Origin of the sequence: Capnocytophaga sp. oral taxon 412 str. F0487 (assembly GCF_000271925.1) — a bacterium.
In the GTDB taxonomy this organism is placed as follows: domain Bacteria; phylum Bacteroidota; class Bacteroidia; order Flavobacteriales; family Flavobacteriaceae; genus Capnocytophaga; species Capnocytophaga ochracea.
Window position 1 is genome coordinate 47,503 of the sequence record NZ_AJZR01000011.1, and the last position, 24,066, is coordinate 71,568.

At 37.1% G+C, this 24,066-nt stretch carries 22 protein-coding genes; 2 read left to right on the forward strand and 20 right to left on the reverse strand.

Features of this window, described 5'->3' with window-relative positions; genetic code table 11:
* Positions 1–14: 14 nt before the first annotated feature.
* From HMPREF1321_RS01935 to HMPREF1321_RS01945, 3 genes are read right to left on the reverse strand one after another with little or no spacing between them, the layout of a single operon-like run.
* Complete coding sequence (locus HMPREF1321_RS01935; RefSeq protein WP_009421127.1) at positions 15–626, reverse strand: hypothetical protein; 612 nt, start codon at positions 624–626, stop codon at positions 15–17.
* Complete coding sequence (locus HMPREF1321_RS01940; RefSeq protein ID WP_009421097.1) at positions 604–1,218, reverse strand: LolA family protein; 615 nt, start codon at positions 1,216–1,218, stop codon at positions 604–606. Before HMPREF1321_RS01940 ends, HMPREF1321_RS01935 begins: the two co-directional genes overlap by 23 nt.
* Positions 1,215–1,946 carry a polysaccharide deacetylase family protein gene (locus tag HMPREF1321_RS01945; protein ID WP_034575490.1) on the reverse strand — a complete coding sequence of 244 codons (732 nt, stop codon included), beginning with the start codon at positions 1,944–1,946 and terminating at the stop codon, positions 1,215–1,217. The genes HMPREF1321_RS01940 and HMPREF1321_RS01945 overlap by 4 nt, the downstream gene beginning before the upstream one ends.
* Before the next feature lie 665 nt (positions 1,947–2,611).
* Between HMPREF1321_RS01945 and HMPREF1321_RS01950 the strand changes: the two genes are divergently transcribed.
* Positions 2,612–3,574: a leucine-rich repeat domain-containing protein gene (locus HMPREF1321_RS01950; RefSeq protein WP_034575492.1), complete on the forward strand. Its 963-nt coding sequence runs from the start codon at positions 2,612–2,614 to the stop codon at positions 3,572–3,574.
* Positions 3,575–3,638: 64 nt separating this feature from the next.
* Here the strand turns inward: HMPREF1321_RS01950 and HMPREF1321_RS01955 are convergent, their stop codons facing one another.
* From HMPREF1321_RS01955 to dnaN, 10 genes are all read right to left on the reverse strand, one after another.
* Positions 3,639–4,601 (reverse strand): beta-ketoacyl synthase chain length factor, encoded by a 963-nt coding sequence (locus tag HMPREF1321_RS01955; protein ID WP_009421099.1) that lies wholly within the window; start codon positions 4,599–4,601, stop codon positions 3,639–3,641.
* 54 nt (positions 4,602–4,655) lie between these two features.
* Positions 4,656–7,400 carry a cytochrome c biogenesis protein CcsA gene (gene ccsA / locus HMPREF1321_RS01960; RefSeq protein WP_009421092.1) on the reverse strand — a complete coding sequence of 915 codons (2,745 nt, stop codon included), beginning with the start codon at positions 7,398–7,400 and terminating at the stop codon, positions 4,656–4,658.
* A gap of 337 nt (positions 7,401–7,737) precedes the next feature.
* Entirely contained in the window at positions 7,738–8,655 is a 918-nt protein-coding gene (locus HMPREF1321_RS01965; RefSeq protein ID WP_009421124.1) for a UDP-3-O-(3-hydroxymyristoyl)glucosamine N-acyltransferase, read from the reverse strand.
* A 2-nt stretch (positions 8,656–8,657) separates the two neighbouring features.
* Positions 8,658–9,224: an elongation factor P gene (efp, locus tag HMPREF1321_RS01970; protein WP_002671577.1), complete on the reverse strand. Its 567-nt coding sequence runs from the start codon at positions 9,222–9,224 to the stop codon at positions 8,658–8,660.
* Between the two features lie 39 nt (positions 9,225–9,263).
* Complete coding sequence (gene lpxA / locus HMPREF1321_RS01975; protein ID WP_002671575.1) at positions 9,264–10,058, reverse strand: acyl-ACP--UDP-N-acetylglucosamine O-acyltransferase; 795 nt, start codon at positions 10,056–10,058, stop codon at positions 9,264–9,266.
* 6 nt (positions 10,059–10,064) lie between these two features.
* A complete protein-coding gene (locus HMPREF1321_RS01980; RefSeq protein WP_009421141.1) occupies positions 10,065–11,453 on the reverse strand; it encodes a bifunctional UDP-3-O-[3-hydroxymyristoyl] N-acetylglucosamine deacetylase/3-hydroxyacyl-ACP dehydratase in 1,389 nt (462 codons plus the stop codon).
* A 7-nt stretch (positions 11,454–11,460) separates the two neighbouring features.
* Entirely contained in the window at positions 11,461–12,480 is a 1,020-nt protein-coding gene (gene lpxD, locus HMPREF1321_RS01985; RefSeq protein WP_009421098.1) for a UDP-3-O-(3-hydroxymyristoyl)glucosamine N-acyltransferase, read from the reverse strand.
* A gap of 158 nt (positions 12,481–12,638) precedes the next feature.
* Positions 12,639–13,856, reverse strand: a complete 1,218-nt coding sequence (locus HMPREF1321_RS01990; protein ID WP_009421137.1) for an HD domain-containing protein — start codon at positions 13,854–13,856, stop codon at positions 12,639–12,641.
* Positions 13,840–15,930: an LTA synthase family protein gene (locus HMPREF1321_RS01995; RefSeq protein ID WP_034575494.1), complete on the reverse strand. Its 2,091-nt coding sequence runs from the start codon at positions 15,928–15,930 to the stop codon at positions 13,840–13,842. The genes HMPREF1321_RS01990 and HMPREF1321_RS01995 overlap by 17 nt, the downstream gene beginning before the upstream one ends.
* 106 nt (positions 15,931–16,036) lie before the next feature.
* A complete protein-coding gene (gene dnaN, locus HMPREF1321_RS02000; protein WP_002671565.1) occupies positions 16,037–17,161 on the reverse strand; it encodes a DNA polymerase III subunit beta in 1,125 nt (374 codons plus the stop codon).
* A 733-nt stretch (positions 17,162–17,894) separates the two neighbouring features.
* On the opposite strand from dnaN, the gene HMPREF1321_RS02005 reads away from it, so the two are divergent.
* Positions 17,895–18,191 (forward strand): thioredoxin family protein, encoded by a 297-nt coding sequence (locus tag HMPREF1321_RS02005; protein ID WP_009418423.1) that lies wholly within the window; start codon positions 17,895–17,897, stop codon positions 18,189–18,191.
* A gap of 41 nt (positions 18,192–18,232) precedes the next feature.
* On the opposite strand, the gene HMPREF1321_RS02010 is transcribed toward HMPREF1321_RS02005, so the two are convergent.
* The 7 genes from HMPREF1321_RS02010 to HMPREF1321_RS02040 all read right to left on the reverse strand — a co-directional run bounded on the left by HMPREF1321_RS02010 (position 18,233) and on the right by HMPREF1321_RS02040 (position 23,745).
* Positions 18,233–19,288 (reverse strand): DUF3810 domain-containing protein, encoded by a 1,056-nt coding sequence (locus HMPREF1321_RS02010; RefSeq protein WP_009421143.1) that lies wholly within the window; start codon positions 19,286–19,288, stop codon positions 18,233–18,235.
* On the reverse strand, positions 19,288–19,899 hold the full coding sequence (locus HMPREF1321_RS02015) for a DUF2911 domain-containing protein (RefSeq protein WP_009421136.1): 612 nt from the start codon (positions 19,897–19,899) through the stop codon (positions 19,288–19,290). Before HMPREF1321_RS02015 ends, HMPREF1321_RS02010 begins: the two co-directional genes overlap by 1 nt.
* A gap of 1 nt (position 19,900) precedes the next feature.
* Complete coding sequence (locus HMPREF1321_RS02020) at positions 19,901–20,623, reverse strand: porin family protein (RefSeq protein WP_009421135.1); 723 nt, start codon at positions 20,621–20,623, stop codon at positions 19,901–19,903.
* A 17-nt stretch (positions 20,624–20,640) separates the two neighbouring features.
* The gene (gene ubiE, locus HMPREF1321_RS02025; RefSeq protein ID WP_009421123.1) at positions 20,641–21,375 is read right to left on the reverse strand and encodes a bifunctional demethylmenaquinone methyltransferase/2-methoxy-6-polyprenyl-1,4-benzoquinol methylase UbiE; all 735 of its coding nucleotides are present in this window, start codon (positions 21,373–21,375) and stop codon (positions 20,641–20,643) included.
* A gap of 105 nt (positions 21,376–21,480) precedes the next feature.
* Positions 21,481–22,299, reverse strand: a complete 819-nt coding sequence (locus tag HMPREF1321_RS02030; protein WP_009421125.1) for a 5'-nucleotidase, lipoprotein e(P4) family — start codon at positions 22,297–22,299, stop codon at positions 21,481–21,483.
* 22 nt (positions 22,300–22,321) lie between these two features.
* On the reverse strand, positions 22,322–23,272 hold the full coding sequence (locus HMPREF1321_RS02035) for a 2-hydroxyacid dehydrogenase (RefSeq protein WP_034575496.1): 951 nt from the start codon (positions 23,270–23,272) through the stop codon (positions 22,322–22,324).
* Between the two features lie 233 nt (positions 23,273–23,505).
* A complete protein-coding gene (locus HMPREF1321_RS02040; protein WP_009421111.1) occupies positions 23,506–23,745 on the reverse strand; it encodes a hypothetical protein in 240 nt (79 codons plus the stop codon).
* Positions 23,746–24,066: the final 321 nt, after the last annotated feature.

Here is a 24,066-nt window from a genome sequence, read left to right on the forward strand (position 1 = left end):
TTGAGAATAAGCAATTAATGATTTATAATTAAGGGTTCTAAAACTATTTTAATAGTAAAAGAGTGATGTTCTATGGTTATGTTGTTGGTATTATAGGTAAAAGTAGTGTATAACTTCTTACCTTGCATATTGAGCTGTTTGAAGAGGTTGGTTCCTGAAGTAAACAAATAAACAGCATCATTCCCATCTTTGCTCTGTTGCACTTCGATAGTGCCATTGGCGTATTTTTGAGTAACCTGCCAATGGGTTTTAAGAAGGTGCTTAAAGTCGGTGGTGAGGGTGCGGATGATTATTTTCTTATTGAGGTCGGGGGTTATATAGTTGGTCTTTACCTTTCCATTTTGGTTTTCAAAATCAAAAAGCGTGTTGCCAAAGTCGGTAGTGAGGGCTACTCGCCACGTATTATCTACGGTAATTTTAGCTGCTAAGAGTCCGCTAAAAGTGTGACCATAAGCAGTAATAGTAGCTCGATAGAGATACTCCTTCCCTACTCTTACGTGAGGATTGACCATCGTTGTTGGCGTTGTAGCCACTGATTGGTATTCGGTAGGGAGCTTATAAGAAGGTGAGCAACTGCTAAAGCTAAGCAATATAGCAAACAAACTACATTTTAAAATTTGCTTCATCAATTTTTGTATTTAGTTTTTTATTGCTGAATAAGATTTCAGTGTAGTCTTTAGAAGGTTCAATGAGTTTTACACGTTCCACGACACTATCAACATCAAAATACAGATGTATTTCACTCACATATTTCAAAAGTGTCTTATCCTTGGGCAATAGTTTTACCAATGTACTTTTGTCTGATTTGGCAAAGGTCATAGCAAACTCTTTCTCGTTGAACATATCACCACTGATAGAACTCACAATGAGGTTATTTATTTTTTTGAAGACTTTATTATCAGCTTTCATCTGTGAGACATTACCTGCATCATTCACTGTGATCTTATCTTTCTGAAAAATAATGCGATACTGATAAGGCTTCGTGTATTGCCAATTCAGTTTATCGGGTTTAGCGAATGCCATTTTTCCAAAAGTCTCAATATCTTTACTCATAAAATCCAAGTGTTTTTTCTGAGTAAAATCGGCTTGCATTGTTTGGATTGACTTGTTTTTAGCAATGGTTTGAGTTTTGAAGTCGCGTATTTGGACTTCGGTAAGGGCTTGGGCACTGATTGTTAAAGGTGCAACACAAATAAGGGATATTAAGAGTTTTTTCATCCTAAATTGTTTGTAATTGTATAGTTATTTTCTTTGAGATACTGCAATAAGCGTTCCAAAACGGTGAGGGTATGAGGCAGGCGGTCGTGCATCAGTATGATATTGCCATTGGTAAGTTTGCGCACAATGCGATGAAAAAGCTTGTCTTCATCGTGTATTACGGTGTCTAATGAGCGTACATCCCATCCTATAGCTTTTTTAGCTGTTGCCCGAATTGCTCTAGCAACGGGTGGTGAGGTGATTCCGTATGGAGGTCGGAAATATGGGGTAACGATATCCAAGTGCGCCAATGCTTCATCGGTATGGCGGATTTCGTTGGCAAGGGCTTTTGCGTGCAGAATATTTTTAGGTTGATGGGTGAAGGTATGGTTTGCCACTAAATGACCTTCAGCTTGCATACGTTTGACGACCTCTGGATACTTTTGTATTTGTTCACCTACACAAAAAAAGACTGCTTTGGCGTTGTATTGCTCCAAAAGGTCTAAGAATTGTGGTGTGAGTTCTGAGGGACCATCATCAAAAGTTAGCGCTACTGTTTTTACTGGACGCTCCTTTAAGAAGTATTGTGTTTTAACAAAATAAGAGAGGCGGATATCGAATACGCCCCAAGAGGTAATGCCTAAAAACAACACTATTAATAACACATATACCCACCAAGGAGCATTTTGTATAAATGCTGTTACAAGAGCACTGACAAATATTGCGATTGTAAAAAGGTGTTTGTTCAATGTTTAAATAATAAAATGTTAATACTTTGTCAAGGAAAACCTCACACGGATTCCACAGTTTTTTTCTTTTTAATTATTCATTGATAGATATGATGTGCACAGATTAACAACTTCGTTGCCGGATTTACACAGTCTGTAATACGAATACAATTGTAAAATAAAAAGTATATTTTATATTACTTTGAATTACTTTTAACGTGGCAAAAATAACATACATTTTACTTTCTTACAAATAATTTGAATTACTTTTTTCTTGAAACGTAAGAATACTGCTTTTATTAAGAGAATTATTTTTACTTTTTTTGATGTAAATTTTTTTTCGTTTGAAAATAAATTGTACATTTGTTGCGAATTTAAAATCGTTTAAACGCTACAAAAGAAACAGAAAAAATAATTACATAAAAACATAAATTAGCGTTTCGCTTTACATTTTTCTGTGATAGAGATATGACCTTTTTTCATTGTCATAGGAAAGCGAAGTGGAAATGTCTGCGTTATAAGCGTAGACATTCCTTTTACTTATGACAATAGCCTTTGGTTGGGCTTCTATGGCAAGTAACAAGAAATGTTTTCACGTTTTTTATGCGCTTATGTGAACGATAAAGGCGGAAACCGAAAAGCCTGTAAGAGAGTAGGAATAATAAACTAATTTTTTTTACTAACAAATGAGAAAAGTAATTTTAATGGCAGTAGCTGTGTTGGTTGCACTGACTATTAGCAATTGCGGAAAAGAAACCGAAAAAGTAATTGAACGTGTAGAAGTGCAAAAAGGCAATCAAATTCTTTCAGGGAATGGTATGCCAACGACTTCGTTAGGAAGTGTAGGCGACTATTATCTAAACAAAACTACAATGGAACTCTATGGTCCTAAAACAACTGAAGGATGGGGAAATGCCATAGGTCTAAAAGGAGCTCAAGGGGAAAAGGGAAAAGATGGCTCTAATGGTAATAACGGCAAAGATGGAGCAACTATTCTATCTGGAATTACAGCTCCTACTACTTCACAAGGAAAAGTAGGTGATTGGTACATTGACACTCAAAACAAACATCTTTACGGACCTAAAACAGAAAGTGGTTGGGGCACAGGAATTAGCTTGATAGGCAGTAGCAGTGGTGCTACACAAAAAACTGATTTTTTAGTAAGTGACGATGGCACAACACTCTTGCAATGGAGAAATAAAAATTCTACAAGTATTGATATGACTACTATCCCTGAATTAGCTAATGTTAGCAAAATAGGAAACAGAGCTTTTTATGGTTGTGGAGATTTATCTTCAATTAAACTTACTGAAAAAATAACTATTATTGGACATTCAGCATTTGAAGATTGTAATATAGAAGAAATTCGCTTACCTAAAAATGTTATTTCAATTGGTTATAGTGTTTTTGAAGATACAAATATTAAAAATATTTACATAGAAGCTACTACTCCTCCCACGCTTCATGGAAAATATAACATTAATCCTTATTTGGGAAAGATAAATTTACAGAATGTGTATGTTCCTGCAAGTAGTTTAAACGCTTATAAGAATAATGTCCAGTGGAAATACATTACTGATATAACAGAGTATGACCCTAACACTCATCAGCAAGTAGTAAAAGGTACTAAATTAAAAGCGATACCCTAATTTTTTTTCATCAATAATAAAAACAAAACCGCAACACCTATCTATTGTAAGTGTCTCTTTTTTTTTATTTTTTCAAAAGTACAAAACTAAAATCTTTGCCTCTATATGAATTTACTAATAAAATATATTGTATAGGGGTGGAGAGAGTAAGCTCGCAAATGGCAGGAAGGGTTTGCTTTTGTAGTACTTGGCAAGCAAGCCAAAGTCCGAAAGCTGAAGCTGTGTAATACTCGCTACTCAGGGTTTTGTAGTGCAAGGTAGGGAGTCGCCAAGAACGATTTTCTGCTTCTCCAGTAAGTATCAAATCTATATTAGAGAGGGTAAGATGGTGGCGAGAAAGAAAGTCGTTTAGGGCTGTTTGTTGTTGCTCGGGGGTGAGTTCATTGTACAAAGCCACATCTACAAGTTCTCCATAGGTATTGGGGGTAGCCTCTGATGATAAAGCAAAAAAACTCGCTCCTTCCCCTTTTTGATCAAGTCCTACTAAATCATATAAATACAAAGTGTGCGGACTGTGTTCATCTACACCTCCTACCAAAGCAGTATTGATAGCGTCTTGCTCCATTTGCATTTTAGCATCTAACAAAGCCGATTCAAATGATACAGCCCCATTTACATAGGTAAAGTTTTCTCCTTTGCACTGCAACAAAAGAGCTATCTGCCCTGCAACAGTATTGTGGGTAGATTGTATAAAAGCCGTGGGAGTGAGGTGCTCCTCGTTATCATTGATAAGCGCTGTAAGGAATTTTTCAGAATCTTGCAGGCACCCCATACCCGTACCCACCAAAATAGCATCAGGGGTAGTGATATGTGCTTCTTTAAGAGCTTCAGTAGCAGTAGCTATAGCCATTTTTACGCCTTTAGCCATACGACGACTAGCATTAGGGGCAATATATTCTTTATAAGAAGGTTCTTGAGCGTAACACACTTCCTCTGGAGTAACCTTTATGGCTTCATCAAGGAAATGAGGTGTTAAGAAAGTAGGTTGAGCCGAGATACAGGCTATTCCATTGATATAAGACTTCATTCAATTAACAATTTACAATTAATAATTAACAATTTAGGAGTTAGAAATTAGAGATTAGGAATTAGTATTAGAGTTCGGCAAAACTTGTGATGCTTTTTTCACTCTCAAATACGATACCAGTCCTAACAACAGCACTATACCCACAGCATAATACACAAAAGCAGGGGTGATAATTTTATCGCCTGTGGCATAACTGTGCATACCTGTAAGGTAGAAATTCACGCCAAAATAAGTCATTAGAATACTGCTAAAGGCAACAATGCTCATAAAGTTGAACGCCCATCGTCCACGCCAATGGGGTATCAAGCGCAGGTGTATTACCAAGGCGTAAACCATAATGCTAATCAATGCCCAAGTTTCTTTGGGATCCCAGCCCCAATAACGTCCCCAACTTTCGTTTGCCCACATACCACCCAAAAAGTTGCCTATGGTGAGCATTACGAGTCCTACTGTAAGAGCTAATTCGTTTACAATAGTGAGTTCTTGTTGTATGAAGTTGATTTTATGAGCATTCTTGCGGGTAGTGACTATCATCAGTAGGAGGTTGATAACTCCTAAGAGCATTCCTAAGGCAAAAGGTCCATAACTACCTACAATCACGGCAACGTGTAGCATCAGCCAATAGCTATTGAGCACGGGTTGGAGAGTTCCAATAGCAGGATCCATCCAATTCCAGTGAGCGATCATCAGTATCATAGCGGTTACAAAAGCGGTAGCAGCAACCGTAAGAGGGGAACGTCGCGAAAAGAAAAGTCCTACCCCAATAGCCGACCAACCTACATATATCATACTCTCATAAGCATCACTAAAAGGTGCGTGACCTGAAAGGTACCAACGTACGGCAAGTCCCACAGTATGCAGAATAAAACAGAGCCACAGCAGGAGAATACCTATTTTAGTAAGTTTTCTAAAAATTTGTTTTGGCAGAAATATATGCCATAATATTACTATAAATAGCACTGTGCCAAGATACAAATACGCTTGAAAGAGTTGTTCAAAAATATTAATGCGGTTGTACCACAATTCAGTTTGTACTTTGGCAGGTGAAGGCAATACCTCAGCCGAGTAAAATTCTTGCTGTAGCTTGATATTGTTAAGCACCTTTTCAGCTTTGCTATAATCGTCTGTTTCAGTGGCTTGTTGTAGCAAAATAAGGTAAGCTGGCAGTGCATTTTTTACAAATTGTTTATACAGTGGGTCGGTGATTTGTAGGGTGTCGTTTACGTAATCTAAGTGCGAAATCCACTTATGATTAGGGTCATTAGGCACAGGGAAGACCTTAAAGATATCGCCTTGTAGTGCTCTGTTAAGTAAGCCAATACGTTGGTCTACTTCCTTAAAATCTTTTTGAAATTGGTTAGGAGTATTTGTATTGTAAATATCTTTCAATAAAGGGGCAAGCTTGTACTGCCCATTTGCATCAAAAAAATCTTTAGGGTTTACCCATTTGCTTCCTTCGGGAACTCCTAAAAAACGATGCAAACTGTCATTAGCTTTCTTCACATAGATAATGTCCGACTCATACCACGCTTGTGGACTGAGGAGCATAGAAAGCAAGACTTGATCGGAAGTAAGCCCTTTATAAGTATCGTGTTTACTAAGTTTGCGTAAGAGTTCTGAAGAGAAGGTATTCACGGGCTTAAAACGCCCATCATCTTGAATGAGCATTGCACCAAATTTTTCAGCGTGCGCTTTATCGGGTACTACCATAGGAGTTTGGGCAGTAGCCAAAGAGCCAAAACATAATGCCAAAACTATTGCAACCCTTTTGGCTTGTAGGTCTTTAAGTTGCTGATTGAGTTTCCTAAATCGGGATTTGCCTACAAACATAAACACTAGCAGACTACCGAATAGCAGTATATAACCTATGTAAGTGATGAGGGTACCCCAAAAGTCGTGGTTTACCGAGAGTATAGTACCTTGTTCATCGGGGTGAAAAGAAGATTGGAACAAGCGATAACCTTGATAATTGAGGATATGGTTCATCTCAATATCATAAGAAAAGGTCTCCCCTCCCCCACTCACGGTTACTTTGCTTTTAAAGGAAGCGTAACTATTCTCGGTACCAGGGTATTTTTCGGCTATAAAATCGTTGAGGGTAAGACTGAAAGGCAACTTCTCTTCACGTGCTCCATAGCTTAGATGAAACTGCAAGCCGTTCAAAGTGATTGTGGTAGGAGGGTGCTGTACGCCACGTTTGCCCATTACTGTTACTTCCTTGCGCTGATTACCTGAAACAACTTCCAATACTAAGACATTCATCTCCTTGCCTATGCGTTTAAACGATTTATACGTAATGCTAAAAGGTTTGCCTTTAAAATCGGACGACCACTGATAATGATTAGAGGTATGTGAAGAAAAAAGTACCTCTTTTTGTTTCTTTTTGCGCAAGGGAGCTCCTTGATAAGTGCCGTCTACCATTGCAGTGATATAAGTGCGATCGGAGAGGTAAGTATTTGTAGTTTCTCCTTCGCGTAGAGAAATCATACCTTCATCACCAAAGTAGCGCGTAACCCCAGACCCTACGATGATAAACACCCACGAGAGGTGCAACACCAGCACTGCCCAATTCTCTCTTTTGAGCAATCGATAGCGGGAGATATTCCCTATAAAATTTACCACAAAAAGCCCCATTATCGCCTCAAACCACCAAGTGTTATACACCCAAATGCGAGCGGTATCGGTATCGTAGTCGTTTTCTACGAAAGTACCCACTGCCATAGCTATAGCAAAAGCAATGAAAAGGATTGCCATCAGCTTGGTGGAATAGAGGAAAGAGATGAATCTGCGTACTATCATAATTGGGGGCAAAGGTAGTGAGTAATTAACAAATTAGCAAATTCTTCAATTAACTAATGAAGAGAGCTGAAAATTCGGAAGAAAACAAAAAGGTTCGGAAGATGTTTTTTAGTCCAAAATTAAAAAATAGCTTCTGGAGGAATATAGTTAGCTTATACAAAGCTTATAGGAAGCTTGAACGAATCTTGGACGATTGGTATACAATAGCTATATAAAGAGTTGAGAATTAATAGTTAAGAATTAAGAGAAAAAAGAGTTTTGAGCGAAGGTAAAGTGATAAAAAACGAAAGGAACTACCTAAAAAGGCAGTTCCTTAATTGTATAACTATAAAATTACTTATTTACAATTGATAAGCTGTTTGAGTGCACTCATTTCTTTATATTTCTCACGGGCTTCTCCAGCAGGATAACCAAAGTAAGTTTGTCCGCCCTCCAACGATTTAGAAATACCGCTTTGAGCTAAAATCACCGCTTTTTCACCTATGGTGATACCGCTGGTCATTCCTACTTGTCCCCAAATAGTAACTTCGTTTTCTATCACTACACAACCAGCAATCCCTGTTTGTGAAGCAATGAGACACTTCTCTCCTACTACCGTATCGTGACCTATATGCACTTGATTATCTATCTTTGTTCCTTTTTTGATAGTGGTATCACCTGTTACTCCTCTATCAATGGTACAAAGAGCACCTAAATCAACATTATCTTCAATTACTACACGACCTCCAGACTTGAGTTTATCAAAACCTTCGGGGCGTTTTTTGTAATAAAAAGCATCTGCTCCGAGCACTGTACCGGCGTGAATAGTTACATTATCACCTATCACACAATCGTCGTAGATACTCACATTAGAATGAATACGACAGTTGTTGCCTATTACTACATTGTTACCCAAAAAAGTACCTGGTTGCACTACTGTGTTTTCACCTATACGAGCTGAAGGGGCTATAAGTGCAGTTGCTTTTTGAAAAGGTTTAAAAAAGTCGGTGAGTTTATTAAAATCGCGAAAAGGGTCACCGGATATTAAAAGGGCTTTCCCTTCAGGGCATTCTACTTCTTTGTTGATAAGTACAATAGTAGCCTTAGAATGCAAAGCCTTCTCGTAATACTTAGGATGGTCTACAAAGACTATATCTCCTGCTTGTACCACGTGAATTTCGTTCATTCCAAGTACGGGAAAATCTTCTGCACCTACGTATTTCGCATTGATGATAGTAGCTATTTGCTTAAGGGTATAAGGCTGTGAGAAACGCATAATTAGTCTTTCATTCTTTCGACGTAAGTACCTTTTTCAGTTTCTACCTTAATGCGGTCACCTTCGTTGATAAAAAGAGGTACATTCACAATAGCTCCTGTTTCGACAGTAGCAGGTTTGGTAGCATTAGTAGCTGTATTACCTTTTACTCCTGGTTCTACGTGTGTAACAGTAAGGATAACGTTAGCAGGCATTTCAACTGAAAGAGGAGTCTCGTCTTCGGCATTGAAGATTACCATCACGGTTTCACCTTCTTTAAGTAAATCGGGGTAATCGAGCATATCTTTACGAATATGCACTTGGTTGAAGTCGTCGTTGTTCATAAATACGAACTCATCGCCTTCGGCATACAAATATTGGAAAGAACGAGTTTCGACACGTACATCTTCAATTTTGTGACCAGCAGAGAAAGTGTTGTCAAGAATTTTACCTGTGGTAACACTTTTGAGTTTAGTACGTACAAAAGCAGGCCCTTTACCTGGTTTTACGTGTAGAAATTCAATAATTTTGTAGATATCGTGATTGAAGCGAATGCACAATCCTTTTTTAATGTCTGCGGTTGTTGCCATTTATTCTATTTTAAGTTATTTGTTTTTAGTTTTAAGTTCTTACTCTTTTATTAATTCACCGTGATAGCCTTTCATAATACCGTGCTGTGAGCGACGCACGAATTGCAATATCTCATCGCGTTCTACGGTGGCTTCCATTTCAGCTTCTATATAATCCAAAGCGTGAGAAGTACTAAGCTTCTTTTGGAAAAGTACACGGTAAATATCTTGTATCTCACGTATTTTCTCAGTAGTAAATCCACGACGATGTAACCCTATAGAATTCACTCCTACATAAGAGAGAGGGTTTCGAGCAGCCTTTACATAAGGAGGAACATCTTTGCCTACAAGTGAACCGCCAGTTACAAAAGCATAACTCCCTATAGAGCAAAACTGATAGACAGCCGTCATACCAGCCATCACAGCACAATCACCAACAGTTACGTGCCCTGCAAGAGTAGTACCGTTAGAGAAAATACAGTTGTCCCCCACAATACAATCGTGAGCGATATGAGAGTAAGCCATTATCAAGCAATTGTTGCCTACTACAGTTCTCATACGGTCGACGGTACCTTTATTGATGGTTACACATTCTCTGATAGTAGTATTATTGCCTATGTGAGTAGTGGTTTCTTCACCTTTATACTTGAGATCTTGTGGAATAGCTGAAATTACAGCTCCAGGAAAAATTTTGCAGTTCTTCCCTATACGCGCTCCCTCCATAATGGTTACGTTAGGTCCTATCCAAGTACCCTCACCTATTTCTACATTTTTACTGATAGTAGTAAAAGGCTCTATCACTACATTTTTAGCGATTTTGGCATCGGGGTGGACATAAGCCAAAGGTTGAATCATATACTTTTATTTTACTTTAACAATTTGAGCCATTAGCTCAGCTTCAGTAGCCAACTTTCCGTTCACATAAGCGTAAGCTTGCATATGGCAAATACCACGGCGAATAGGCGTTAGCAATTCTAACTTGAATATAAGGGTATCCCCTGGCACTACTTGTACCTTGAACTTCACATTGTCTATTTTCATAAAGTAAGTGAGATAATTTTCAGGGTCAGGAACAGTACTAAGTATTAATACTCCTCCTGTTTGTGCCATTGCTTCTATTTGGAGCACTCCAGGCATCACAGGAGCTCCTGGGAAGTGCCCTACGAAGAAAGGTTCATCCATTGTTACATTCTTTAAACCTACGACGTGTTTATCGGAAAGTTCAAAGATTTTATCTACCAACAAGAATGGCGGACGGTGAGGTAACAACTTCATTATATCAACAGTATTGAGTAACGGCGGTTGATTGATATCTATAGAAGGAACGTTGTTACGACGTTCATTTTTTATAATCTTAGAAAGTTTTTTAGCAAATTGGGTATTGGTGAAGTGTCCAGGTTTAGTAGCAATTACTTTACCACGAATGCGTGTACCTACCAATGCCAAATCCCCTATTACATCCAATAGTTTATGACGAGCAGCTTCGTTAGGGTAATGCAAAGTAAGATTATCAAGCACTCCGTTAGGTTTCACTGAAATATTATCTTTGTTGAAAATCTTTTTAAGTTTCTGCATCGTACTATCAGAAATTTCTTTATCTACATATACGATAGCATTATTCAAATCTCCTCCTTTAATCAAACCGTGATCGAGTAAAGCCTCGAGCTCGTGCAAGAAACTAAAAGTACGAGCATCAGCTATTTCGGTTTTAAATTCGGAAAGTTTATTGAGGTAAGCATTTTGAGTGCCCAAAATCTTAGTACCAAAATCTACCATTGTAGTCACTTGGTATTCCTCGGCAGGAATGAGAGTAATCTCACTACCTGTTTCATCATTTACGTAGGTAATTACTTGTTTTACTATATATTCATCACGCTCTGCATCTTGAGGAGTGATACCCGCTTTTTCAATAGCTTCTACAAAATATTTAGAGGAACCATCCATAATGGGAGGTTCAGAGGAGTTGAGCTCAATAATCACATTATCCAAATCCATACCGACGAGCGCTGCTAAGATGTGCTCACAGGTTTGGATTTTTACCCCTTTTTTCTCTAAAACAGTGCCACGTTCTGTACTTGCTACATAGGTAGCATCAGCTTCGACAACGGGGTTTCCTTCTAAATCGGTACGTACAAAGGTAAAACCATTGCCTACTGGTGCAGGTTTGAGCACCATTTTTACTTGTTTACCAGTATGTAACCCAATACCTTCTAAGGTAATTTCTTTGGATAAAGTATTTTGCTTTACCATAGTGTATTTATTTTAATTTTTTTTCTAATTCTTCTAAGCGTTTAAGCAAGTTAGGTAATTTTCTAAAAATGACATAAGCTTTGTTGTATTCAGCGTGCCCCAAAGCGGGAGAGCCTTGTATCGCTTCATCGTCTTTAAGGTTGCGACCTACCCCTGTTTGGGCTTGTATTTTCACGCGATTACCTATTATTAAGTGACCTACGATTCCCACTTGACCACCTATCATACAATTTTCGCCTACTTTAGTTGAGCCAGCAATACCAGTTTGGGCAGCAATCACTGTATTTTTACCTATTTCTACATTGTGGGCAATATGTATTTGGTTATCTAACTTTACTCCCTTACGAATGATAGTAGAGCCTAAAGTTGCACGATCTATAGCTGTTTCTGCACCTATATCTACAGAATCTTCAATCACGACATTTCCTATCTGTGGTACTCTGCTAAACTCTCCTTTTTCATTTGGCTGGAAGCCAAATCCGTCAGCACCTAATACTACTCCACTGTGGAGCATACAATCTTTGCCTATAACAGTTTCGGAATATATTTTACAGCCTGCAAAAATAGTAGTGCCCTCACCTACTGATGAGTTATCACCTATGTAAGTGTTAGGATAGATTTTCACATTATCGCCTATCACTACATTTTCGCCTATGTAAACAAAAGCCCCTACATATACATTTTTCCCTATTTTAGCTGATGAAGATACAAAAGAAGGTTGTTCTATACCTACTTTATTCATCTTCACTTGATTGTAGAACTCTAAGAGTTTAGTAAAAGCGGCATAAGCATCGTCTACTCTCACTAAGGTTGCTGATATTTTATCTTCAGCCTCAAAGTCCTTATTGACAATCACTATGGATGCCTGAGTAGTATAGATAAAATGTTTGTATTTAGGGTTTGCCAAAAAAGATATACTCCCTTCACTTCCCTCTTCAATTTTTGAAAGTTTATAGACTTCAATTTGGGGATTTCCTTCTACTTCACCGCCGAGTACATTGGCTATTTGTAATGCTGTAAATTTCATTTAATTAGTTTATAATCAAAACGATATAAAGCAATATTTATATGTTTTTGTCTTAAAAAAGGTTGTTTTTCGCAACAAAAATATAAAAATTATTTCATATAGCACTCTTTTTGCTATTTTTTTTCTCTATTGGTAATTTTACTCCCTCCTTTTCTACCTTACTTTGGATAGCAAATATAGTATCGTTCAGTTACTTGTGAAAGAGGTTCTAAATTGATAGCTTCAGAGGTTTTAGTAAGATCTACTACTCTTCCATTTTTGGTAAGAATCTTAATTATTTCCTTTCCTGGATTATACGCTCTGTTAGTCATCACTCCTGTAAAGACAAAGTACTTCATATCTTTTTCGCCTACTCCTTTGGCAATTGATAGTTTCTGCAGTCTCTTTATCTTCTGTTCTTCAAAATCGTTCAATCTGACTTTTATTTTTAGCAAATCGCGGTTGAGCAACATTTTGCTGAGTTTAGAAAGGACTACATCAGGGTGGAACTGCCATTCTTTCATTGCTGAAATGATATCTGTATCATCTAAACGTGCAAACATCTCAAGCACTTCTTGTGAAAAATTATCTTTGGATATCTTGTTTTTCACAAAGAAAGCTAAAGCGGTGGACATAGTCAGTTCTTGCCCTTGTTGCACCAACTCTTTGGCGCGTTTGAGCAACCTGATGAGTATCTGCTCGGCTACTACGCTAGTTTTGTGCAGATACACTTGCCAATACATCAAGCGGCGGGCTATTAGGAATTTCTCTACTGAGTACAAGCCTTTTTCTTCGACTACTAATTCGTCGTTGCGTACATTAAGCATTGAGATAAGGCGTTCAGAATTGATATTCCCTTCGGCGACTCCTGTGTAAAAACTATCGCGTTTTAAGTAATCGGCTCTGTCCATATCTAACTGACCAGAGATAAGTTGATGCATAAACTTACGAGGATAAGTACCTTGAAATATTGCTATAGCGGTATCTAATTTGCCATTGAATACCTTGTTAAGCTCTTGCATAAAGCGCAGCGAGATTTCCTCGTGAGAAATACCTTCGACAATGCTGTGTTCCATAGCGTGAGAAAAAGGCCCGTGACCTATGTCGTGCAACAATATGGCAATATAGAGTCCTTCAGCCTCTTTTTCAGAGATTTGTATTCCCTTGAAACGGAGCATCTCTACTGTTTTCTGCATCAAGAACACACACCCCAATACGTGCTCAAAACGAGTGTGTTTAGCCCCAGGGAACACCAAATACGAAAGTCCCATTTGGTTAATGCGCCTGAGTCGCTGGAAATAGGGGTGCTCAATAATGTCGAACGCCAAGGTACTGGGGATATGGATAAACCCATAAATAGGGTCGTTGATAATTTTTAGCTTATTTCTTGAGCGCATTGAACTGTTTGTTTTTTAACCACTCGGCAGTAGCTTGATAAGTACCAATACAAGCATCTGCTTGTTCTTTATTCACATTGTTTTCTTTTATTTGTTCATAAAACAACGGATACTCTTGTGAGGGTTGTTCGGTTTCTTTGCGCAAACTGTATTGAGTGGTTTTTCTCAAAGGTGATATAATAGTGAGTTTGTCAGGGGTTAAGTAACCTAAATCCTGATAAGTAGCAATATAAGCACGCGGTTGATAGCCTTCTTTTAGCACATCCTGTCCTATGAACTTAGAGGTATAATTGAAATTTAGCAAACCAAAAACGGTAGGCATCACATCTATTTGTGATATCATTGTATCTACTTTTTTAGGAGTGATAAAATCAGCAACAATAAAACAAGGAATGCGATAACCATCTAAAGGTAATTCGGTACTACCTGCACTCGATGCACAGTGATCGGCTACAATCACAAAAAGAGTATTTTTGTACCAATCTTGTTGTTTTGCCATCTCAAAGAATCGTTTGAGCGCATAATCGGTATATTTTACTCCACCTGCACGTCGTTTCTCAGTAGGAGGAATATCAATTTTACCTTCAGGATAAGTAAAAGGGCGGTGATTACTTACTGTCATCCAGTGATTGAAAAACGGTTTGCCAGCTTTAGCTTGTTCATTCATCACCTTTATAGCTTTGTTTGCCATATCTTCATCGCAAACACCCCATATATTGGAAAAAGTTACTTCTTCTGGAGTAAAGCTCTTGTTATCTATAATATCGTAACCATTACCAGTAAAGAAATCCTTCATATTATCAAAATAACTATCACCTCCATAGAGATATTTCACATCATAACCTTTACTTTTGAACACGCTACCTGTGGTAAACTTATCTTTATTGTCTTTGCGCTTCACCACGCTTTCCCCTGGAGTAGGTGGTATGCAAAGAGTTAGGGCTTCCAGACCACGTACTGTACGGTTACCTGTAGCATACAAATTAGTAAAAAATAAGCTGTTATTAGCTAAGCTATCCAAGAAAGGTGTACGATTATCGGCATTGCCATACATTGTAAGGTATTCTGCCGAAAGACTCTCTACTGAAATGAGGAGCACATTGCGGTGTACTTCGGTAGTATCGCCTACAATTTTTCGTTCGAGGGCAGGTGCATTGAGTTGCTTGAGCACAATGCCTTCAGCCTCTTTTTCTGGCAAGGTAGGATAAAACTGAAAGAAATCTAACTCACTATGGGTAAAAGCGTAATAAAACTTGTAAACACCATTGCTTTGTATTTCTTGAGCAAAAGTATTTTCGGCAGTCATAGCATCAAGCTGGGGTAATCTCCACATTCCTATAAGCACTAACAGCAAATAGGGCACTACTATAACCGTTTTTTCAAAGAGGGTGGGTATTGTTTTTAGCGCACTCTTAGTCTTGAGAAATAAATATATAGTAATTACCAATACTACTACAAAAACCCCTGAAAATAAGGGTACTACGGGGTAACTCTCCATTATATTACCTATCACTTCATTGGTATAAATAAGGTAATCTACTGCAATAAAGTTATAACGAATCCCAAACTCATTCCAAAAGAAATATTCGCTTACTGCATTCATCACTATGGCAAATACATAGATAGCCAATGTAATAAAATACAGTGCATTGCGCAGTTGGGCTCTGTACTTAGGCAAAAAGAGTAATAAGGCAAAACATAGCGTTTTAAAGCCGAAAAAAGCTAATGCGATTTCGGGAATCACGCCCCCATATTGTGCAAATATATTGTTAGGATAAAACTGTATATAGAGTAGTATGAGGATAAATGCTCCTAAAATAATGCTTCCGTAAGGTTTTTTGTACTTTACATTGGCGATAAAGAGGAAATAAAGCATTAAAATACTACTTGCCAATACTATCACAAAAGCATCGGATAGTAAGCCTATGAAAAGCATCTTAAACACACTCCACACCGAAAATGTGGTAGTAGTGATAGGGTGCACCATAAAAACGATGCGCATCACAAATGATACGATAAGGTATAAGGCAGCTATATAAGTAAAAGGCTTTATTCTTTCTAAAATGGACTTCATAAATAGTTTTTTTTGAATGATAAACATTGTGATTTCTCTCTTAAAAAAAGAAACGCCTTAAAAAGACTCATAAGGCGTTTCATTTTAAAAATGAAAATTTCTTTATTTATTGATTTGTGTTAAGCATAATTGGCATTGCTAACATTAGCACTTTCTCTCCCTCATCAAGTCCATCAACAGGCGTGATAAGTCCGGCGCGGTTTGGCAACGACATTTCTATCAAGATTTCATCGGAATCTAAGTTATTAATCATCTCTTTCAAGAACTTAGAGTTGAAGCCTATTTCTAAATCGTCTCCCTGATAGTTGCAAGTGAAACGTTCCTCACCTTTGTTGCTATAATCTACGTCCTCAGCTGAAATTACCAAGCTAGAACCAGCTATTTTCAAGCGCACTTGGTGGGTAGTTTTATTTGAAAACAACGACAAACGGTTAATAGAACTATAGAATTGCGAACGATTTAAGATAAGTTTGTTAGGATTTTCTTTAGGAATTACCGCATCGTAGTTAGGATATTTACCATCTATAAGGCGGCAGATAAATTCCATATCGTCAAAAGAGAATTTTGCATTGCTCTCGTTGTATTCTATTGTTACTTCTGTTTCGCTACCTGCTAAAATACCTTTGAGAATGTTCAACGGTTTTTTAGGCATAATGAAATCAGCAGCTTCATTAGCTTTGATGTCTAAGCGTTCGTATTTCACTAATTTATGAGCATCAGTACCTACAAAGGTGAGTCCGTTTTCACTGAATTGGAATAAAATACCGCTCATTGTAGGACGTAAATCGTCATTTCCTGCTGCGAAGATAGTCTTTTGCACGGCAGTTGCTAATACATCGCCTATCATCGTTACTTTGCTCGCTTCAGGCAAGGCTACAGGACGAGGGAACTCCTCTCCATCTAAATAAGCTAAGGTATAATTACCGGTAGTAGAGCTAATTTCTATTACATTATTCTCTTTTACCAAAAAGGTAAGGGGTTGTTCTGAAAAGGTTTTAAGAATATCTGTCAATAATTTAGCTGATACTGCTATGCTCCCTTCTGAATCTGATTCTACTTCCAAAGTACCTCTTACAGTAGTTTCCAAATCGGAAGCAGAGATAGTTAAAGAATTGGTAGACAGTTCAAACAAAAAGTTATCGAGTATAGGCATTGTATTGTTGTTATTGATTACACCGCCAAATACTTGTAACTTCTTTAATAAGTAAGAACTTGATACTATAAACTTCATATTTTTATATATTTTAAATGACAAAACTTACCCCTTTGCGGAGTAATAATGGCAAAAGTAGAAAGAATATTTGTTACTACCAAATTTTTTTAGATATTTTTTAATTTTAATGTGAGTTCGACATAAGAGATAGTATGACTTACGCTACAGAAATTCTTAGCACAACAAGCAATTACAGATAGGTAGTTTCGCTGTTTTTTTAATCTCCCACGAATTCCAAAAAATAGAAACTTTACCGACGATAGAAAAACGAATCTATAAACAACAAAGAAAGACAGTTTTTGTTTGAAGCAATCTTATACTTAGCTTATACGAATCTTATAGGAAGAACGAACAATGAGTAGGTCTACAGTGGCTCTACAGTGGCTCTACAACGAACAAAAGACGAACAAAAGACGAACAATGAACGGTGCGAGCCGTACGGGCAGATAATGAAAAGACGAACAAAAGACGAACAATGAACGAACAATGAACGAACAAAAGACGAACAAAAGACGAACAATGAACGAACAATGAACGAACAAAAGACGAACAATGAACGAACAAAAGACGAACAATGAACGAACAAAAGACGAACAATGAACGAACAAAAGACGAAGGAATGTTAAAGAGAAGAGGAAGATAAGATAGCGTTAATAGCTTTTTAAAAATAAAAAATAATATATTTTGTTTATTTCTATTTGTAATTAAAAAAAACTTTGTATTTTTGTGCCATTATTTTAAACATAAAATTATGGAGAAATTTGGTGATATCATCAATGTAAATACACCTGTGCTCATTTGTTTTTATTCTGAAGGTATTGAAGTTTCACTACATATGAATGCTGTATTACGCGAAGTAGTTACTATTTTGAAAGATAGAGTAAAGGTTGTGAAAGTAGACATTAACAAGAATAAAGAATTAAGTAAGGCATTGAAGATAAGTGCCTTGCCTACTGTTATTATCTTTAATAATATGAATCTTATTTGGCGAGGAGAAGGCTTTCAAGACAGTGAAGTTTTACTAATGGAACTTAACAAATTTCTGTAATTAATGATTAAAGGTCAATAATTAATGGTTAGTTCTAATTCCTAATTTCCAGCATAATGAGGAATTAGTAATCCCACCACTAAATCATAACTATTGATGCCTTGTGATTGTTTGTTTGCTTTCAAGAACGCATCGTAGCTTGCTTTAAAAACAGGCTCAGCTTTGTTCTCATATTGTTGCCAAAACAAACGCACTTCTTTATAGTTTTCAAAGATACCTTTGTGAATTTGAGAGTGAAGGCTTTCATATTCAGTAGGGGCTACTTGAGCTACTTCATTGAGAAAATAGCGCAAGGCAAAGAGTTCTGCACTGTATTTAAAATAAGGATTATCAGTTTTTAGAGCTGCCAAATACCCTAAATAATTTGCTTCTTCTTCGGCAGCATACCCCATTTGATGTGCTATCTCGTGGCAAACAGTAATAGGCACACTATAACCTATCATCTTTCTGTTTACTTGGGCTTCATTAGTAAACGGATTCAAATACCCACTATATCCCATATAGGTAAGCAATTTACTGTAAAGAGAAGGTTTGACGCTTTTCATTGCTTTAAAGTCTGTAACACCTTGTTTCTCCAAAGGATAGCCGTTATAAGCAATGCGATATATTTCTTTTTGTGAAAGCCAAAAGTCTACTTTAGTAGTATCATTGGTTGCTAATCGAGAATGGATTGTGTTGGCTCTGTCAATACACATTTGTGTAGCTTTCAGCAGTTGGGCTTGGGTATATTCTTTAGAAATGTGCAAAGATTCCGATAAAGGTACCCTAAAATAGTTGAACCCCCAGAGGAAGAAAAAGGCAAAGACAATACGTACTATTTTTGAAAATATTTTATCTAAGATTTTTAAGGGGGTTTGCCATAACTTTTTGAAGTGTTTTACTACGATTAAAAATATACCTATAATGAACAACGTGTATAGAATATCAGCCATAGAAAAAGGTATCCACCCGAATAAAAAGTGCAACACTTTAGCTATATACGGGTAGATACCTTTACTATAAATATGTTCTGTAACGGTAGGGAAGGTACGAAAAACAAGCCAAATAACTATGTAAATAGCAAAAACACTATATTTCCATACTTGTTTCCTTTCCATTATTTCTTATCGTCTTTACCTTCCAAGTCTCTCTCAAATTGCTTTACTTCTTTGAGTTGCTCTATAATCTTATCAATAGTTTCTTTTTTGTCTATTTCAATAGGGATTTCCACTTTAGTATATTCCCAACGAATTACTAAATTTACTTTTTCATTAGAAATGTTCTCAAATGAGAACTCTAAAGCTTCTTGTAAATCTTTGGTTTGAGTAACAGGCACTGTAAATTCAATTGCATTCTCATTAGGGTCATAGCTATAAGCTCCCCACGCATCGGCATCGTAATTTAGAACTACCGTCCACTGGTGAGCTTCAGGAGTTACAAAAATAGCATAATCGCCCTTCTTTACCGATTTACCTCCAAATTTCACAGGCTGGAGAAAACTAATACTCGTAGCTTGATTAGCTCCTAAACGCCAAATCTTCCCATAAGGGACTAATTCGCCAAATATTTTACGACCTCGTACACTTGGGCGACCGTAATCTACTGTAATTTGACTCACAGAAAACTGTTGTGTGATTACCTGACGCGGACTTGCCATAGGGTAGCTAAAGTTCTGTGCATAAGACACAAGACTTATCAAAAAAACTACTATAAGGATTAGTTTCTTCATATTATTCGAAGTTTAGATTTAATAAGAAACCACGGCTCTTTAAACCATTAAGGTTACTTGTCCAAGGGCTATTGGGATTATTATCGGGTATCAACTCATTATTAACTGAAAATAGGGCTCTCAGAGAAGGAGAGACTCTAAAATAAGGAGTGTAGAAGTCAATACCTAAACCTAATTCATAGAAGAAAACATTCCTTGTAGCACGGAAAGTCTTTTCGGAGTTATCAACATTTAAATTCGCATTACTACTCAAGTTAAACACCATCGAAGCTCCTGCCGTTACGTAGGGTTTTACGTTATACCAGCGCTTAGCACTATACTTTAGCAATAATGGAATATAAATATATGTAGAAGGAACATCACGCATCGAATCTCTCGAATCAGAGAATCCAGGGAAGATAAGAATACGCTTGTTGTACACCAAACCTGGCTCAATTCGCAAATCGAGACGTTTCACTAAGCGCACAGAGCCTGTAAGACCTACGTTGAAACCTAATTTACGGTCAGTTTGTATTTCTCGCAGATTAGCTGTGCGATAATTTAAGTCGCGGTAATCTATTTTGAAGTCAAACACATTGGTACCAAAATAGTATCCCCATTGAAAACGTTTGTCATCAAAATGTTCTAAGTTCATAATAGGCTCTTTGATTTGCCCATACAAATTCAATGCTCCTAAAAATAAGAACAACCCTATAAGACTCTTTTTTAATATTTTCTTATTCATTTTTTATTGTTAAAGTTCTATTTATTAGCTATGTAAATGGTAACTACTCCACCTAAGGTTTTAGGATAATATTCAGTTTTCTGATAACCTACCTTATCTAATATCTCTTGAAACTTCTTCCCATAAGGAAAATGGATAGCCGAATCAGATAAGTACCTATAAGCCGACCTGTCTTTAGAAAAGAGTTTGCCAATGAGGGGCATCATATAATTTGTATATAGATGATACCCTTGTTTGAAAGGGAACTTTTTAGGTACAGAAGTCTCTAATACCACCAAGCGCCCCTTTAATTTCAGCACTCTGAGAATTTCACTTAGTCCCTTTTCTAAATCTTCAAAGTTGCGTACTCCAAAACCTACCGTTACAGCATCGAAAGTAGCATCAGCAAAAGGTAGTTGCTCACTGTCTCCGTGTACTAAATTAATGCGGTCAGTAAGTTTTTTTTTAGCTATCTTTTCGCGTCCTACTTCCAACATTCCCTCTGAGATATCTAATCCTGTAATTCTCACATTTGGAATAGTAGTAAGAGCAATTGCTAAATCGGCTGTGCCTGTAGCTACATCAAGCACCGTAGTAGGGTGTATCTCTGCCACTTTTTGTACTACAAATTTACGCCATTTTACATCTGAGCCCCACGAAATCAAACGGTTCAAACCATCATAAGTATCTGAGATAGTGTTAAACATTTGGGTAACTTGTTCTTTTTTACCCTGTGCTGAATCTTGATAGGGCGTAACAGTGTTCTTAGGCATATAGTGCTTAATTTTTTGCAAAGATAGAAATTAATTTTCAATTGACAATATTTTTGTCTCTTATTCACATACCGCCAATTCCAGAACCCTAGCTTTACCTCTTACCTATTTAAATGCCTTTGTATTATTCTTAATAATCGCTTCTTTCTCGGCTTCTGGAATAGAGTATTTATGACCATAAGCAGCTCCTTCCCAATCGCCATAAGAATAGTTAGGGAGCACAATAAAACGCTTTCCAAACTCTGTTTTGTTCTTATGTACTGCTTCTGAACGTTCTTTGGGAGTACCACCATCGAAATCTTTGGAAAAGTCGGAAAGGTTGTCGCCCATCAAGAGCACGATGTCGTAGTCTTTTGCAATTTGTAATCGACGGTTTTCTTTGCTCTTCTCAGCAGAACGCAAGATAAGTCGATTGTCTGAAGGCAAAGGAAAATTGTACTTGCGCAAGTTCTTGGTCGTACCTTCACGTTCGTTGTCACGACGATTAGTCACATAGAAAATAGCTACTCCCTTGCTATCGGCGTATTTAAAAAATTCCAATGCACCTGCCAAAGGCTCTGCCTCGCCTAAAACTGTCCATTCTTCCCACGCTTTTTGTGAATAGCTGATGCCCTGTTTCGCACAATAGGCTTCAAAGGGCGAATTGTCCAAAAAGGTTTCATCTATATCGGTAACAATTGCCAGCGGTTTATCGCCCTTTTTAGCGAGGGCTTCGTCCAATCGCAATTGTGCCACGTTGAAGGCTTGCAAACACAAAGCTTCGTATTCAGCAGCGTTTTGCTGAAAGTAAGACGACCACAATTTGCCGTTGGCAATGAGGGCACTTTCTTGCGTAGTAGTTTGCGTTGTGGTAATGTTTTTAGTAGCACAGCAACTGCCGAGCAGTAAAGCTACTACTCCAATGAGTAAATAATTCTTTTTCATTTCTATTTAATTTGTTGATTTGTCAATTTGCTAATTTTCCAAATTTGCTAATTATCTTGTCTACTATTATCTGCGCAAGCTTTTCTTTACTTTCTAAAGTCCAGCCTGCAATATGAGGAGTGAGAATCACATTATCCGCTTCCAATAGGTATTTAAACGATTTGGGCATTTGTTCGTCGCTAAAGAAGTCTTCAAACGATGCCTTTTCATATTCTAACACGTCTAAACCTGCCCCTAATACTTTCCCGCTTTGCAAGGCGCGTACCAAATCATCGGTAAATACGCTCTTCCCACGTGCAGTATTTAAGAGCCAAAAACTCTTAGCAAAACTATTGATAAACACTTCATTTACCATACCTATAGTTTGTGGAGTTTGTGGTGTATGCAAGCTCACTACATCTGCCTGACGGAAAAAGTCTACTAAGGTTACTTGCTTGGCATTCTCATCACCTTTATCGGGAAGTATATCGTAGCAAATCACACTACAGTCAAAACCGCGCAATTTCTTAGCAAAACTCTTTCCCATATTTCCGTAGCCTATGATGCCTACCGTCTTGCCATCGAGCTCCCAACCTCTGTTCTCCTCTCGCAACCATTTGCCGTTTTTAATTTCGTTATTAGCTTTCTTAAACTTGTTCAGCAATGCCAGAAGCATACCGAGTGCGTGTTCGCCTACTGCATTTCTATTGCCTTCAGGGGCTGCGATGAGTGTTATGCCTTTACTTTCGGCATAAGCTACGTCTATATTTTCAAGCCCTGCACCTACTCTGCCTATGAATTTCAATCGAGTAGCCTTGTCTAAAAATGTCCTATCTATGGTAAAACGACTGCGGATAATAATTCCTTCGTAATCAGCCATTTTAGCCTCAATAGACTCTTTAGAGCTTGTATAGTCTTCGTAATTTTCAAAACCCTGTGCTTCGAGTTGTGAAAGCATCAAGGGGTGGTTTCTGTCTATATGTAATATCTTCATTATTAATTAATTAATTAATTTATTTATTTTTTTCTTATTGAGCTAACTGAGTACCTTCTTCAATCATTTGCATTTCTAAAAAGATTAGAAGGTATACCATCAATTATTTCATCCCAAAGTCCTAATACTTTCCAAACCTCCGTTTGCTTCTCTACTAATTGCTTTTCAGCCTGAGAAAGATTGTCTAATTGAGCTACCTATGCTAGTTTTTATCTAACGAGAACAATGAGAATTTATTTCATAATAGGAGGAATTATCTCTCTATTTTTAAAATCATCATAATTAAATCTAATCCTCTCTGCAAGAACAGATAATTCATCATAATTTAAATTGAGTTCGCTCCCTTCTAAATAAAAACTTCTCGGATAATCAATATAAGAAGCAAAAAACATTACAGTTAATACTTTCTTACCATCAATTTCGTACAAAATATAATCCCATTTTTTTACATATATTTCTTTGATTTCTCCCATAATGTTTTAATATATATCTTTTATAGTATAATCAATATCTTTCACCATTCCTTCTGTTTTAATAATAGTTTCTAATTTTCCATTGGGTAACTTTCCTCCTGGCAACCATAAGTCATTAGTTCCAAATTCATTTCCACTTGGAACTTCTACTTTATATCTATCAGAAATTTTAAAATCAATCCTTACTAATCCTCCTTCTTGTAGTTGAGTTGGCGGAATTCCTAACTTACACTTTAAATTGATCTTTAAAAAAATCCATATCTTTGATTATATCAATACTTATATAAACTCATCATTTGATAAGCTCATATCAAAGTTATA